This is a genomic window from Cyclobacterium lianum, from assembly GCF_900143075.1.
Taxonomy (GTDB): domain Bacteria; phylum Bacteroidota; class Bacteroidia; order Cytophagales; family Cyclobacteriaceae; genus Cyclobacterium; species Cyclobacterium lianum.
The window spans coordinates 101,917-117,510 of record NZ_FRCY01000011.1 but is presented as its reverse complement, the minus strand read 5'-3'; the positions used below and the strand labels follow the sequence as shown (position 1 = coordinate 117,510).

The following is a 15,594-nucleotide window of genomic DNA, read 5'->3' as shown; positions in this document are numbered from 1 at the left end:
TTAGGCATTTCAAATAACCTTTTGTCTTCCGCAACCATAGAAAATGAAAGTTCCAAATTTTCCGCTGGTCAGTGTGATTTGTACCTGTTACAATCAGGCGGGGTATATCACCCAGGCTCTGGACAGTATTCTGGCACAAACCTATGAAAAAGTGGAGGTTTTTGTGATCGATAATGGAAGCTGGGATGATTCCAGAACGCAGATTCAGAAATGGATAGAAAGAAATGGGAAAAAGCTTCCGCTGAAGTACCATTTCTATGACCGGGCAGTCAATTATTGCAAAGCTTTCAATGCCGCCGTATCATCTGTCCGGGGGGATTATCTCGTTGACCTGGCGGCTGACGACTACCTCCATCCCAATCACCTTGCCCGTGCTGTCGCTTGTTTGACAAATTCCTCCGCAAAGGTTTATTTCAGCAATGCCACTTTGTTGTTTCCTGACGGATCACAAAAGGCCTTCTATCCGGATATCTATACCGGAAAGGTTCCTGAGGGAGACGTATTTGCTGCGGTAGTACAGCGCTATGTACTCAGTACAGCAACCCTCGTCATGGATACCAGGTCCTTTTTGAAGGAGGGCGGTTATGATGAAGAACTTGCCTATGAAGATTTTGACATACTGATCAGACTTTCAAGAAGATACCATTTTGTTTACGGCGATGAGATTGGGGTGTACAAGAGAGAATTGCCGGGTTCGCTTTCCAGACAACAGTATCAGGCGAAGCATTCTGTGCTCTTACCTTCTACCTTCAGAGTATGCGAAAAAATCTACCTTATGGTAGCTGACAATACAGAATTGGAAGCGCTGAAATTCAGGCTACTCCATGAGGCCAAACATGCACTTGCATCGGCAAACTTTGATGTGGCGGGGAATTTTCTGGACCTTTACAGCAAGCTACCGCCACCAGCACCGGGCTACTTTGCGTTCCGCCTATGGCAGCAGGTCAGGCTGGATCTTTCCGGCTGGTATACCTGGTGGAGGGAAAAACAATTGGCTTAAATTAAACCATTCCGGCGATTATTTCCTGCATTTCGCCTGCTTCAAAATATTTGCCAGCGGTGGCCTTCAAGTCCTTTTCTTCGAAATTTTTAATAAAATCCAATTGTCTGGAGAAATGGCTGAGATCCAGTCCCTGAAAATGCACCTGCTGAAAATGCCCCATCAAATCAAAAGGACTGCTGAAATTGGCCAACAGGGCTCCGGAGAGATAATTGCGGACAATTTCTATTTCTTCCTCCGGTATCGGTTTTCGGGTTAGAAGTTCGATTTCCCGGTAAACCTCCTCTATCACCTCGGCCCCATGGCCACCCTTCACCTCGGCGGCTACCATCCAATAATTTGATCCGTACAGGTTGCTCAGAAAGCTATTTATTCCGTATGTATAGCCTTTTTCCTCCCTGATGTTTTTGATAAGGCGGCTGCCAAAATATCCCCCCAGAAAGGTATTGAATACCGATAGAGCCGGAAAATCCGGATGAGCCATTGGTACCATCCATTTGCCCATTCTGATGCTGGACTGCAGGGCTCCGTCTTTCTTTTCCACTTCCCTGTGCCGGGCAGTCCTTGACACGGGAAAATAATCATTCTTTGGTACTATAAGTGGTAGGTCCTCAAACGATTTTGCTATGGTGGAGATAGAATCCTCTGGCAAATTTCCCGTCACAAATAGTTGAGGTCGGGATAAAAATCCGAAACTGTAATATTCCAACAGATCTTCCCTACTAATGGCGTCCACGTCATTTTCTGTGGCCTGGTAGCCAAAAGGGTGGCTTTTTCCTGCAAGTGCGGCTCTGATCAATTGGTTGGCGCGGGCGGAAGTTTGCTCCCGCTGTATACCTATACTCAATTTTTTCTGTGATTTTTTCCTGGCCAGGGATTTTTCAGGAAATGTAGCACTTGTAAACAGGGACCGGAATACCGGCAATACCTTTTCCAGATGTTTCCGGGTGGTCAGCAAACTAAGACCCTGTCTTTCATAACCTGAAATCACTTCTACTTCGGATCCGTGGAAGTCAAAAAAATCATCCAGGGCCTCGGATGGCAACTCAGTGGTGCCTTCCAGAACCATGTGAAGCATAAAAAATGGCAGCAATGGTTTTTCAAGCACTGCTTTGGAATAATGTACCGGAAAGATCAGCTCTATTTTAACCGCCTCTATGCTGGGTGAGGGCATGTAATACAAAGGAATGCCACCGGCGAGCGTCCGGTGTTCCGGTGGCATTAGGTTGATCTGGTCTGGAATACGGAATGCTGGTGCCTCGCTTCGGTTTACCCTCATCTTTCAAGGTTGTACAACAATGTGAACCGTAGGGTTTCTGCAAGCGGGTGGTTTTGTACCTGAGGTACCAGATAAGAAAAATCAAAACCCAAACGGTTAAATTTAAATCCAACACCCATGGTAAAATATCTCCGGCCTCCTTTATTGGGGTTTTCATAGAAATACCCGGCGCGCACGGCAAATTTTTCATCATAGGAATATTCTGTACCAAACGCTATCATTACTTCCCGCATTTCTTCTCCGAAACCATCTGGAGCATCAAAGAACGATCCGAACATCCCGCTTAGCAAAGGACGCGAAGGGTCTCTGCCAGCCGCAATATTCGGTTGGTTGGTATTGGGGTCAAGAACGAGCTGCCCGTTTTCATCTACCTCATACACTGGTGGGGTAGGCACCATCATTTTATTCAGGTCCAGCGCAAAGGTAATGGTATTCATTTCGTCCATGGGTATGCTGAGCGCCGTCCCCAGTCTCAGGTTGGTTGGCAGATAATCCAGGTCTTCTGCACTGTTGTATGTGATTTTAGGACCGATATTGGAAAGGTTTATGCCCCAGGAGAAATTTGCTTCCTTGTCTGAAAGGATGATTTCAGAACTGTGGTAGACACCTACATCTGTGCCTACACTTACTCCTGGCCTGCTTTCATTACCCCCGGCGGAACTCAGGTTACCTGACAGATTCGAGTGAATAAAACGGGCACTGATGCCCAGGGAAAGATTGTCGGATAATTTCCTGGAATAGGTACCTCCTATGGCGATATCCCTTGGGCTAAAATCCCCAAGAGGATTGCCTCTGGAATCTGTCAGCTGTATGTCGCCCATGTTGAAATACCGCAAATCTATGCCAAAGGCAGAAACATTATCGATCCGCTTGTATCCTGTGAGGTAGTTGAGTGACATGTCCGGTACCAGGCGTCCCAGCCAGGGAGAATAGGACAAAGAAAAACCCATGTCATCCTCAATAAACGCAAGCTTACCTGCATTCCAATGGGCGGAGTTGACATCAGGTGAGGTGGCCACTCCGGCATCGCCCATGGCCGAATGCCTGCTATCCGGAGCAAAATTAAGAAAGGGTACTGCGGTAATGATCACCCTTCTGTTTTGGTCCTGCCCGGAAAGTTGTGGAATAGAAATTTGTGCATGACTTTCCAGTTGAACTACAGTGAAAGCCAATAAAAAAGTTAGTGTTAGAAGAATTTTTGTGTTCACTTTCATTGAATAATAATTTTGCCCCCCTTTCTTTCTGAAGCACCGTCTTCTTCAGATTGAAGATTGATTTCGTAAAGATAAGTTCCTTTTGCCGGATATTTGGTTTTGCTTTGTAAAAATATCCATTGAATGTCCTTTAACGACCGTTCAGCTTTTGGGAAACGCCGTTGCAATGAAAATATTTCACCTCCGGAGTTAGAAAATACATTCAATTTCAAAATTAAATTTTCTCCGGGACGGTTATGGGTGACCCTGAATCCCACCTGCTCCGATGCAGGATTGGGGAAAGGCAAAACCTCCTCCAGTTGCATCTGCAAACTTCCCCTGACCTCAATATTACTCACCAATTGCCGCTCGTTTCCCTGAAGATCCTTCGCAGCAAAAACCAGCCGGTTTTTGCCCTCCTGTAAGTCCTCGATCATGAATTTGACATAACCCTGGCGAAAACTGCCGGCAAGGGCTGTATATCGGTCCGTAAGCGATTCCGGTTCCCCGCCATTTAGCCGGTAGTGAATGCCTTCTGGCCGATCAATGAGAATACCGGAGGTATCTCTCAGAAACAGCCAGACATTGCTCTGCCGTGAGGGTATGACCGTTGGGTTTGCCAGACTGTCGTAAAAAGCCACTTCCATGTGCGGACCTTCATGCTCCGGGGTAATGGAACCCGTATCTAAGCCCAGAGGAACATCCATACCGCCAAACGCTTCTGTTTCCCGGTTATCGTCTACGGCATAAAGCTTTATCCTGCCTGTGACTACAGCATTGGTGTCCAGTTTTCCCAACATGAGCTCACCCTGAAAAAAACCGTTTTTCACCTTTCCCTTTCCCCTGAATAAAGCCTGGTTATAACTCAGGTAGGAGGTAGGAGGGCTTTCGTCTCCAAGGGTTTGGGTTTTGCGCGGATAGCTTTCGATCCTTATCTCATAATCCCCGTCAAATTGATTGATCCTGGCCCCGGTGAGAGGGTCCTGAATTTCCCCGGAATAAGCCAATTGATGCAATCCGGCCAGGGTATCGATCTCCATGCTGGTGGTAAGAGATCGCCATGAAGTGGTTTTGCTATCCAGGTCAGGGAGATCGGTGTGGATGGAGGGGTCACCCAGCAGTGAAAAATTTCTGTTCAGGGAACCATTGAGACTGTTGTTCTTGGTGAGTTTAAATATTTCTCCCAGGCTCAGGTTTCCGTTTTCGCTGAATACGGCCTCAATAAATGCTTTGTTAAGCGCGTAGTTTACGCTGCTGAATACAGGTCGACCGGTAGTCAATACCGCGATGGCCCCTTTGTTAAGGGCAAACAAAAGCTCTTCTGCACCGGAGCGGATAAAGGGACTGTCATGCCGTCCAAATTCACAGGTAGCGGTGACGAAAATCGGGTAATGATCTGAGTCAGGCCAGTCAGCGATATCACTGGCACTGAATAGATTCTCCGCTGCCCAGGTCAGTTCGTTTCCATGGCCAATATAGTTGACGAGTAGCAGTCCGTCCTGCAATTCCCTGGCAAGTGCCTCCCTGGCCATCGGTGCGGTCTGCCGATTTTCTCCATGCGGTTGCGCATAGCTATCCAGGTACAGCTTTCTGATTTCAAACTCCGGATGTTGTCTGTTCAGATAGGAACTGTGATTTTCGGCATCATCCAGGTGGATATGATTGTCCCCGTCATCAGCCACAAAGAGCAGTCTTCTTTTCCATTGGCCCTCATTTCTGCTCTGGTAGTGGATGATCTTGTCAACGGCAATCGCAGCTTCACGTACATTTATTGCGGGGATTCGTCCTACACCAATGTCGAGCAGGTGATCTCCGCTGTCTGTTTCTTCCCATTGCCCCTTCCCCAGCTCCAAAAAGCCATAATAATCGTCAGATCCATAAGTGGTCAGTGGATTCAGGCTGTTTCGGGAGCTGTACGTGGGGACAAGGTTTGGTCGTCCCCCCAATTTATTTTTGTAGTCAAATGTCCCTTTGCCAAAAAGCAACACGTTTTTCAGCGTTCTGCCCTCCTGCCACTGCTGGGCCAAAAAGTTTCTGATGCTGGTAATGTCGGGGTTGCCGTAGCCATATGTGTCGTAAATATCCTGCAAACCTACCACAGCGGTAGGCAGTCCCAGGTTGTTTTTGAAATCGGCCAGCCTTTGTGCCTGAGACATCAGGTAGTCCGGGCTGATGATGAGTAATTCAGGATAACCTGAAATGAGTTGCGAGCGGTCTCTTACAGCTTCGGGGCGTGGAATTTCCGCCGTATGTTCAGGATCAAAAACAACCAGTTTTTCAGCCTGAAGAGGCAGCCCGGGACTGGCTTCCACTTCCTTCACTTCGTAAAACCTGCTGATATCCCAAAAATGCATCAACGCGGTATTGGCGAAAAAGGTAGCACCGGAGGGGTTGTAGTAAACTCCAGGTTCCCATTCCCGGCCGGTATAGGGAAAACCGAGCAGCACATATTTCAGGAAACCAGCGCCATTGGGATTGGTAGACAGATATGTAAACCTGAAGCTTAGCTGATCACCGCTTTCGGGGAAGGCAGCCTGTGTGGCATAAGTCGCCTCCCGTCCTTTGATGGCATACCTGCTGTCAGGAATGGAAGGCAAAGCAATTTCGCCAATGGATTCCCCGTTAAGGGCAAAGCGAAAAACACTTTCGCCAAAGGACTGGGAAAGAACTTCCGAAACTATCACTACCCTACCATCAGGGCGTACGTCAGGTTTGGGAAGCGCTATGGTTTTACTGTTGTTGGAAAAGGTCCGGTAGCCATACCAGTCCCTTCCGGAAGTCAAAAGGTTGTCTTCTTCGATTTTGAAATGGCTGTAGCGAAATAAAGGCGGATTGCTGAAAGTACCGGTTTCACGAACCGAAGCGGTAGCACTGGTCCTGACCTGGTTTTCAGGTGCGCTGCCGGTCTGTATCAGGTAGTAAAGGGTATCTGTAAAAACGTGTGGGGTCAGGCTGGGTTTACCCTCGGTCATTTGTATCTGGTCTGCCTGAGCCAGGAAAAAATACAGGCTGTTGCCTATCCTTTTCTGTGGCACTTCCCTGCATTCAAAGGCAGTGCTGTCCAATATTTGAGGCAGCATGCCCGGCACACCCAATATGCTGATTTGGTCCAGGTCTCCAAGGCCCCAGGCACTAGCCTGCTCCTGACTGAGCCGGTACACCCCTTCGCTGCTGATGGGAAATTTGAGGAATTGCTGGGAAAAAAGGGGGGAACCGGCCAACAGAAAGATCAGAATGATCAATGGTGATTTTGTCGCAAGATCAGGTTTTCCCCTCATTCTTTTCGAATCGGTTATTTATCAATGAAAGCAGGATGTAGGCGAGTACCGCCAGAGGTATCCCTGCCCAGCCCCAAAAAGCGAGACTTCCTGCAGATACCAAAACCAACAGGTAACGAAACAAGTTGTTTTTCCAGCTATAATCCTTGAATTTTAACGCTATCAGCGGTATTTCAGCCGTAAGTAATAACGCAAACAAAACGCTAATGGTTGACAGCAACCAGGGGTTTTGCAGCAGTTCACCAAAAAACGATTCTCCGGCTGCAAGCAGGGGCAGTGTAGAAAAAAACAGGGCATTGGCAGGAGTAGGCAGGCCAATGAACCGGTCTTCCTGCCGCTCATCAATGTTGAATTTGGCCAGCCTCAATGCAGATTGGATGCCGATGAGGAATGCCAGATAGGGCAGGAAGGGATGTCCTCCTGCCGATTGGATCAAAAAGAAAGCAATGAAGGAAGGCAATACGCCGAAAGTGACCATATCGGCAAGAGAATCCAACTGTTTGCCCATTTCCCCCTGTACCTTAAGCCAGCGTGCGGCAAAACCATCAAAAAAATCAAAAACTGCTGCGGCAAGAATAAAATAGAAACCATAATAAGGGCCATTCTGCACCACGTAGAGGATTCCAATCATACCTGACAACAGATTCAGGCAGGTGAGGGTATTGGGGATATGTCTTATTACACTCAAACTGAAGAATTTTTACCTACAAAGGGGTTGTTTTTCTTTTCTTCACCTATGCTTGTCTCCGGGCCATGTCCCGGGTAGACGATCACCTCATCAGGAAGGATGAAAAGCTTGGTTTTTATTGCACTGAGAAGGGTTTCATGATCACCACCGGGTAGATCTGTTCTGCCGATGCTACCTTTAAACAGGGTATCACCGCCGATGCAAATCCTGTTTTTCTCCTCGTAAAATACCAGATGCCCGGGTGAATGGCCCGGAACCCAGATACACAACAATTGCTGGTTTCCAAATTTGATCCATTCCCCTTCCTTGATGTAGTGGTCTGCTTTGCTGTCCTGATACTGGGCAAAACCATAGTTAGGGGCATAGCTGCTTACAGCACGCAAAATAGCTTCCTCTTCTTTGTGGTACCAGAGGGGAATATCGTAGGTAGACCTGACGAAGGCATTTCCCAGAACATGATCAATGTGGCAATGGGTATTGATCAGTTTTACCGGTTGCAGTTCCTTGTCCGCTACAAAGTCAAACAATGACCCTTTTTCCTGCTTTTCATAACAGCCCGGGTCAATGATCAGTGCGTCACCGGTTTCATCATAAAGGACATAGGTATTTTCTGCAAAGGGATTGAATGTAAAGGATTTAATTTGTAGCATGGTAAAATGATTGCGGATTCAGCTTCAAAATAACAAAGAATGATTTAATTTCAGGCATGAAAGCAGATTTTTTACTGATAGGACAGGGCCTGGCGGGAACAATACTCTCTTACCGGCTCTTCAGGGCCGGATACACTGTGCACCTCATCGATGATGCACATCCCTCCGCCAGCAGTAGGGTGGCGGCTGGGTTGTACAATCCGGTAACGGGAAGAAAAATGATAAAAACCTGGATGGCAGATATATTGTTTGCAGAAATAGAGCCGTTTTATCAGGAGATGGAAGGTTTTCTAAACCAAAAATTGCTGCATCCTCAGGGGATTTTCCGACCATTCATTTCCTTTGAGGAGCAAAATGAATGGCTGGCAAAAAGTGCCGACGATCAATTTGAAGGTTTTATCAAAGAGGTATTTACAGGCCCCCAATTTCCCGGTGTGAATGATGGCATGGGGGGACTTCTGTTAAAAAAAGCAGGCTATGTAGACATCCCGGTACTGCTTCAGGCATACCGGACATGGGCCAAATCACAAGGATTGATGACGGAAGCGGTGTTTTCCAGGAATCAGTTGAAACGGGGCAAAGATGGTGATTGGGAATACCAGGACCTTACTGCAGGAGGTTTGATTTTTACGAACGGTATACGGGCAAAGGATCAGGGATTTTTTGACTGGCTACCGTTTGCCCCGGTAAAAGGAGAGATCCTGACCCTGAGGCAGGATTTTTACTCCAGCAAAATTATCAATAGGGGAGTGTTTCGGATCGATTTGGGAAATGGACTGGGAAAAGTAGGAGCTACCTACGACAACCGAAATATAGACCTTGAGCCTACTGCCGCCGCAAGGCAGGAAATTCTGGACAAACTCCGGCAACTGATACCGGAAAAGGTACTGGAAATTTTGCATCATCAGGTAGGGGTAAGGCCGGCAACACCTGACAGGCGGCCCATACTCGGTAAACATCCTTCAGAGGAAAACGTTTACCTTTTCGGAGGACTCGGTGCCAAAGGTGTCTCGCTAGCGCCCTATTTCAGTAGGAAAATGGTTGATTTTTTGCATTCAGGGGAGGAACCTCAAAAAGAAGTGAACATAAATCGTTTTTTTAAGTATATTTAAGATATTGGCAAATAATTACTAAGGCAGGTAAATGAGACTTAAAAATCTAGCACTTATTTGGTTACTGATCTTTTGTGGTAATAGTGGCTCTTTATTGGCACAATTTGATCAGGAAAGGTTTGGAAAAAACCGGATTCAGCACAAAGATAAGGATTGGTACTATTTTACTTCCAATAATTTTGAGGTGTATTATTACGATGGCGGACAAACGAATGCGAGAAGAGCCATCGATTTTTTGGAGGGAGAATTTGATAACCTGACCCAGTCCATCGGATATGTAGCCTACACCAAACCTAAGATTTTTATTTATAATTCCAATCAGGAGTTGCTTGAGAGCAACCTGAATCTCAACAACAACAATTTTACTGTAGACGGACAGACCTTTTTCAGCAAGCTACTGGCAGAAGTAGCTTATTCAGGATCATGGGAGTCATTCAAGACAGATTTGCTCTACAATACCTCAAAAATCATCATCGAGGAAATGCTGTATGGTTCGAGTATCTCCGACGCCTTTCAGGCAAACCTGGTGAATAACTTTCCGGACTGGTTTATCGATGGTGCAGCCCTCTACCTGGCCAAAGGCTGGAGTCGGGAAATGGACGATTTCGTCCGCCACTATTTGCGGGATAACGAAAACCCAAAACTGTTTAAGCTACAAAACGAAGAAGCAGGCCTGGTAGGTCAGTCAATCTGGAACTACATTGTAGAAAAATATGGCAAACGGTATATCTCGAGCATTCTTAACCTGAGCCGGATCAATAGGAATGAAGAAAACAGTATTTCCAATACACTGGGCAGACGGTTCAGGGATTTCACCAGTGAATGGCAGAAGTTTTATACCGACATCAATAAGGATGTATTCCAGAATTTTAAAGACGTCAATGAGAGCAATGTCATCGTATCTACACCCAAAAATAAGTTTGGTGCCATTTCAGGGTTGAACTTCAGCCCGGATGGCAAGCACCTTGCCTACATCCAGAATACAGAAGGGAAGTTTAGGGTTAAGGTCAGGGAATTGGTCAGTGGCAGGGAGAGTGTGATCCTGCGTGGAGGCTATTCCTCTTACGAGCAGGATGCCGACTATACAAGCCCGGCCATTGCCTGGAGAGATACGCTTAATCTGGTGATTGCCACATTCAAAAGAGGCGTCACTACCCTCAGGATGCGGGCAATTGATGGCAGCAGCCAGGATAAGATTTTCCTGAGAAATATCACACAGATCCTTGGTCTGGACTTTGCACCCAATGGTCAGACCATGGTGCTTTCTGCCATTAACAACGGGCAAACCGACATATACACGCTAAATATGCGGGGGCAGGGCAGGAGGATCACCAATGATGTCTTTGATGACCGCACGCCCATTTATCTCAATGATTCTACCATTATCTACTCCTCAAATAAAACTGATCTGCCGGACAGTCTGATGACAGGGGTAATTGATGTGAATAACCTTCCGGATTATTACAACCTGTTTCAGCTCAATCTGGGAGACACGATCTCAGAGGAGCGGTTGACCAATCTGAATCACATTAATCTGCTTCCAAAAAAATTAAACAATGCCACGATCCTGCATCTCAGTGAACAAAGTGGTATCGCAAACATCATGCGGCTTGGGCTGGGCAGCAATATCTCCAGCCAGGTTTCTGCATTCAATAAAAGCCTGGAGTCCTTTGATTACGATGTTGAAAACAACAAATGGGCATATGCTGTACGGGATGGACGGCAGAGCAGGTTGGTGCTGGAAACCTTTCCCAATATGGACCAGTTTACACCAAGTACCCCAAGAATTCAATTGAAGCAAGCAAAAATGCTCAATGAACGGATATCCAATCGCAGAATCCAACGGGAAGATGAAGATGAGGAGGAGCCGGAAACCGGGACAATTGCGGAATCAGCCAGTGAGGACGAAAGTGAGGAAGAAATAGCGCCTCAGATAAGCGAAGCTGATACCAGTTTGGTAGGTATCAATCTGGAGGGGCTGATGCTTGGAGGCGTAGAGCAAGATACGTCAGTCCTGGCGCGGGAGGCCGGGGAAGCCGTTATGGCAGATACCCTCGCTCCGGATCAAACTCCTATGACCGGTGCGATAAATGTAGAAAGACTGCGGTTTGAACGAGAAGGGGGATTGGATACCGACAATTATACTTTCGATACGATCCCTTCCCTGTATGGCCAGCAGTCTGTACAGGATGAACAGGAAGATGTGTCCCTCGCCGAAAGGAGAAGCAACATCCTGGATGCCTTCAGACAACAAAATATGGTCAAAAGAGTGCAGGGGCCAAGGGATTATATACCCCAGTTCATTACAACCAGTTTAAACACCTCTTTTGTGGTGGACCCCTTGCGCGGGTTTGGCATCAATCTGAATGGGCGAATGACCGATCTGCTGGACAACCATTCCATCAAAGGAGGGGTCATGACTGCGATGGATTTTAGCTCCGGGTCAGATATTTATTTCGAATACGAATACCTGAAATACCGGCTGGATTTTAGGGGCCGGTTTGACAGGAGGTCACTTATGAGGGACGAAGGGGATTTGAATGAGCAAAAGTACGTGCTTACCAAATCTGAAATAGGGGTTTCGTACCCATTGTCAGTCAACACCAGAATAAGCCTGTCCCCATTTGTAGCCAAATCACAATATTTTAACCTGAATCCTGATTCTATTCTCAGAGGTGGAGATGGCCCCCAAAGCAGGCTGGATATTAATTTTGCCGGAGCACGGGCTGAACTGGTGGTAGACAAGACCAGGCAACTGGGATTATATATGGAACAAGGTTTGAAAGGAAAAATCGGTTTGGTGCATTACCAGGGGCTGAATCTTTCCGAGCGCTCCTTCAGTAATGTCTACCTTGATTTCAGGAATTACCAAAAAATCCATAAAAACATTACCCTGGCTACCAGGCTTTTTGCAGGGGGATTTTATGGCAATAATCCGCAAAAATACCTGGTAGGTGGAATGGACAACTGGCTTTTTAACCAGTTTCATCAGCCTCCTACCAACCGCCCGGAAGTATCTCCGGTGCGAAATGAGGAAGGAGTGGAAAACTCCAATCTTTTGTTTGCCGAATTTGTAGACCTCAGAGGTTTCGACTACGATGAGATAAGAGGGAATAATGTGATTACTTTCAATGCTGAATTGAGGATACCCTTATTTTCCTATTTGTCCCGGGGAAATATAACGTCAAACTTTGTCAGAAACTTTCAACTTGTTGGTTTCTATGATGCGGGCTCTGCCTGGACTAACTCGGCTCCCTGGGAGCGGGTAAACGATCAGAATACCGAGGTCATCAATACAGAAGGGTCTCCGTTTGTTATCACCCTCAATAATTTCAACAACCCCTGGCTTCAGAGCTACGGTGCAGGGATCAGGACGGTATTGCTTAATTACTATGTCAAGGTAGATGCGGCAAGGCCCATTCGGAATTATTCCGTTGAAAAAACCAGATTTTATGTAACTTTGGGGTATAATTTTTAATTAACAGTCCCCTTTGACATGATAAAATCAATGACAGGCTTTGGCCTGGCAAGCTACGAGGATCAGGATTATGCCATACAGGTTGAAATCAAAACCCTCAACTCCAAATTTCTTGATTTAAGTTTTAGGACTCCTAAGCAATTTTCGGATAAGGAAACGGAAGTTAAAACTATGATATCTGCTGTGCTGGAGCGGGGAAAAGTGAATGTTACTATTGATTTCCTTTCGAAAAAAGAGGATGAATTGCCTATCCTGATCCAGGATGAATTGTTTGAAAAGTATTATAGGAAATATGGAGAGATGGCCGATGCTGTCGGAGCCAGTGCATCGGAATTGTTTAAGCTGGCCTTACAATCTCCAAATGTAATCCTGTCTAACAATGAAAAATCGGATGCAGAGGCATCCTGGAAGAAAGTAAAAGGGGTATTGTCTGCAGCGATTGCAGATTGCGATGATTTTCGCCGCAAAGAGGGAGAGGTGCTGCTGACCAAATTCCGTGAAAGTCTGGAATCAATCGAAGCCAGTCTGAATCATATCCAGGAGCTGCTACCCCGCAGGAAGGAACGTTTGGTAAACAAGATTAAAAATAATTTTTCGGAATGGGTCAAGGAGCAGGCCTTTGATGAAAACAGGTTTGAGCAGGAGCTGATTTACTATTTTGAAAAACTGGATATCTCGGAAGAAATCGTGCGACTTGATGCCCATCTCAAATTGTTTGCGAATGTATTGGATTCCGGTCGCTCTGAAGGTAAGAAAATGGGGTTCGTAAGTCAGGAAATGGGAAGAGAGATCAACACCATTGGCTCTAAAGCCAACGACGCAGCTATTCAACACCATGTGATCGCCATGAAAGACGAGCTTGAAAAAATCAAAGAACAGGCACTGAATATCCTTTGAGCCTTTACAGGAAAGGAATCACCTGGCTGCAAATTTTATCAATTCTTTCAAATCGATAAGTTCCAGACTTTTTTCGTGGGTGGCTTCCAGCACTACCTTAGGTGCCACTCCGGCATGATAGGCCTGTACCCATCTGGTCAGACAAATGCACCATTGATCTCCTGGCTTTAAACCAGGAAAATCATATTCCGGTCTGGGTGTACTCAGATCATTTCCTACAGATTGGCTAAATTCCAGAAAAGCCTCGGTCATGACCGCGCAGACGGTGTGGGTACCCATATCTCCCCGTCCGGTGCGGCAGTACCCATCACGGTAAAACCCGGTCATGGGTTTAAAGCAGCAGGGAGTCAGGGGTTGTCCAAAAACATTATTTGCCATTGGATGAAATTTTCTCATTAAAACAAAAAAAGCTATAGATAAGGATCTACAGCTTTTTTATCGGAATAAAATATTTAGTTAACTTAACTCAGTTTAAATCTAATCGGTAATCTCATTTTTACCCTTACCGGACGACCACGCTGTCTTCCAGGCTCCCATGCTGGGGCGTTTCTGACCACCCTCATGGCTTCCTCGTTACATCCGCCGCCGATACCCCTCAGGATATCTACGTCCTGGATGGAACCATCTGTGTTTACCACGAAGACCACGTAAACGGTACCTTCTATACCCATCCTTCTGGCCTGAGTGGGATATTTGAGGTTTTTGGACAAGTACTTGTTCCAACCTTCCATTCCACCCGGAGGAGTAGGCATATTCTCTACCACATCAAAGATCTCTTCTGCTTTTTCTTCAACGGGAGCTTCAGTAATTTCTACTTCCTTGATCACAGTCTCTTCCTGAACATCAACGTCAAAGTTAACTTCGATCTTTTCTTCTATTTCCACCTCATCAGGGATTTCCTTAATCTCAGGCTGCTCCACTGGTGGTGGTGGTGGCGGTGGTTGCTCCGTAATCGGAATATCTAATAATTCTTCAAAATCATCTTCTATCGATCCCAGGTCCTTCAACAGGCCATCGTCATAAGACCTGTACTCGAAGGCAAACAGCACCAGACCGACGCTGACCATCAGGCCAAGATTCAGGAACATGCCCGTTTTCTTGGTCAAGTCAGCTTTAGGTGTTTTTTTAGCTTCCATGTTATAACTCCTTTTTATTTGTTGATTCGGTTTTCTAAATTACAAGTAACAATCATAACAAATAATTTTTATTTATACAAGAATGCTACCCTTCTTATTCAGGTAAACAAAAATTATTGTTCCGATAGTTCCTCCCATAATATTCGTCACTATATCCAGGTAGTCGAATGACCTGCCCGGAACCATTATTTGCAGGTACTCTGTAAAGATAGCAATAAAAATCCAAAAAACTAAATAATTAGTAAAAATTTTAGAATTTTTCTTCTCTCTCTCGTCTAATCTTTGCCTGATTACCCTGTTCCAAAGAAATGCCATACCGGAAAACATCCCAAAATGAATCAGTTTATCTGAGCCATAGAACTTCGGTAATTCCGGTACTTCGCTTCCCGGGCTAAATAGGGCATAAACCATGCCAAGCGACCAGATCACAGCAGGCAAAACAGGGTGTTTCAAAACGAGTTATTGTCCGATGACGGCCTGGTATTCTTCTACAGACAGCAAAGATAAGGACGCGCCTTCCTCAATCTTTATTTTGATCATCCACCCTTCTCCATACGGATCGTCATTGACCAGCTCTGGGGAGTCCTCCAATTGCTCATTCAATTCCAGCACTTCACCGGAGATAGGCATAAACAAATCGGACACGGTTTTTACAGCCTCTACGGTGCCAAAAACATCGCCGGTCTCCAGGTTTTCGCCTACCGTATCCACCTCCACAAAAACTATATCTCCCAATTCTTTCTGCGCAAAATCAGTGATACCTACGGTGGCGACGTTACCATCCAGGCTGACCCATTCATGGTCTTTTGTGTATTGTATTTCTTTCGGAAAATTCATCTGTTGTCAGTTAGCGATCCAAAAATACGAGGATTATGGATAGGAC

General features: G+C 46.0%; 13 protein-coding genes. 4 read left to right on the top strand and 9 right to left on the bottom strand.

Features of this window, described 5'->3' with window-relative positions:
- Nucleotides 1-43: 43 nt before the first annotated feature.
- Nucleotides 44-1,000 carry a glycosyltransferase family 2 protein gene (locus tag BUB19_RS16880; protein WP_073095948.1) on the top strand — a complete coding sequence of 319 codons (957 nt, stop codon included), beginning with the start codon at nt 44-46 and terminating at the stop codon, nt 998-1,000.
- A 1-nt stretch (nt 1,001) separates the two neighbouring features.
- Here BUB19_RS16880 and BUB19_RS16875 read toward each other — a convergent pair whose 3' ends face one another.
- The 5 genes from BUB19_RS16875 to BUB19_RS16855 are packed head-to-tail and all read right to left on the bottom strand — an operon-like array spanning nt 1,002 to nt 8,088.
- Nucleotides 1,002-2,279, bottom strand: coding sequence for a M16 family metallopeptidase (locus BUB19_RS16875; RefSeq protein ID WP_073095943.1), 1,278 nt, complete (start codon nt 2,277-2,279; stop codon nt 1,002-1,004).
- Nucleotides 2,276-3,493, bottom strand: a complete 1,218-nt coding sequence (porV, locus tag BUB19_RS16870) for a type IX secretion system outer membrane channel protein PorV (RefSeq protein WP_073095942.1) — start codon at nt 3,491-3,493, stop codon at nt 2,276-2,278. Before porV ends, BUB19_RS16875 begins: the two co-directional genes overlap by 4 nt.
- A complete protein-coding gene (gene porU, locus BUB19_RS16865; RefSeq protein WP_073095941.1) occupies nt 3,490-6,750 on the bottom strand; it encodes a type IX secretion system sortase PorU in 3,261 nt (1,086 codons plus the stop codon). The genes porV and porU overlap by 4 nt, the downstream gene beginning before the upstream one ends.
- A complete protein-coding gene (gene pssA / locus BUB19_RS16860; protein ID WP_073095940.1) occupies nt 6,734-7,438 on the bottom strand; it encodes a CDP-diacylglycerol--serine O-phosphatidyltransferase in 705 nt (234 codons plus the stop codon). Before pssA ends, porU begins: the two co-directional genes overlap by 17 nt.
- Entirely contained in the window at nt 7,435-8,088 is a 654-nt protein-coding gene (locus BUB19_RS16855) for an MBL fold metallo-hydrolase (protein ID WP_073095938.1), read from the bottom strand. Before BUB19_RS16855 ends, pssA begins: the two co-directional genes overlap by 4 nt.
- Before the next feature lie 56 nt (nt 8,089-8,144).
- Between BUB19_RS16855 and BUB19_RS16850 the strand changes: the two genes are divergently transcribed.
- The 3 genes from BUB19_RS16850 to BUB19_RS16840 are packed head-to-tail and all read left to right on the top strand — an operon-like array spanning nt 8,145 to nt 13,575.
- Nucleotides 8,145-9,200 (top strand): NAD(P)/FAD-dependent oxidoreductase, encoded by a 1,056-nt coding sequence (locus BUB19_RS16850; RefSeq protein WP_073095936.1) that lies wholly within the window; start codon nt 8,145-8,147, stop codon nt 9,198-9,200.
- Between the two features lie 31 nt (nt 9,201-9,231).
- Nucleotides 9,232-12,678 carry a biopolymer transporter Tol gene (locus BUB19_RS16845; protein WP_073095934.1) on the top strand — a complete coding sequence of 1,149 codons (3,447 nt, stop codon included), beginning with the start codon at nt 9,232-9,234 and terminating at the stop codon, nt 12,676-12,678.
- Between the two features lie 18 nt (nt 12,679-12,696).
- A complete protein-coding gene (locus BUB19_RS16840; protein WP_073095920.1) occupies nt 12,697-13,575 on the top strand; it encodes a YicC/YloC family endoribonuclease in 879 nt (292 codons plus the stop codon).
- 18 nt (nt 13,576-13,593) lie between these two features.
- Here BUB19_RS16840 and BUB19_RS16835 read toward each other — a convergent pair whose 3' ends face one another.
- The 4 genes from BUB19_RS16835 to gcvH form a co-directional block, all read right to left on the bottom strand.
- A complete protein-coding gene (locus tag BUB19_RS16835; RefSeq protein WP_073096032.1) occupies nt 13,594-13,953 on the bottom strand; it encodes a DUF2237 family protein in 360 nt (119 codons plus the stop codon).
- Nucleotides 13,954-14,036: 83 nt separating this feature from the next.
- A complete protein-coding gene (locus tag BUB19_RS16830) occupies nt 14,037-14,711 on the bottom strand; it encodes an energy transducer TonB (RefSeq protein WP_073095918.1) in 675 nt (224 codons plus the stop codon).
- Nucleotides 14,712-14,783: 72 nt separating this feature from the next.
- Nucleotides 14,784-15,122, bottom strand: a complete 339-nt coding sequence (locus BUB19_RS16825) for a VanZ family protein (RefSeq protein ID WP_073095916.1) — start codon at nt 15,120-15,122, stop codon at nt 14,784-14,786.
- A gap of 48 nt (nt 15,123-15,170) precedes the next feature.
- Nucleotides 15,171-15,548, bottom strand: a complete 378-nt coding sequence (gene gcvH / locus BUB19_RS16820; RefSeq protein ID WP_073095914.1) for a glycine cleavage system protein GcvH — start codon at nt 15,546-15,548, stop codon at nt 15,171-15,173.
- Between the last annotated feature and the right edge of the window lie 46 nt (nt 15,549-15,594).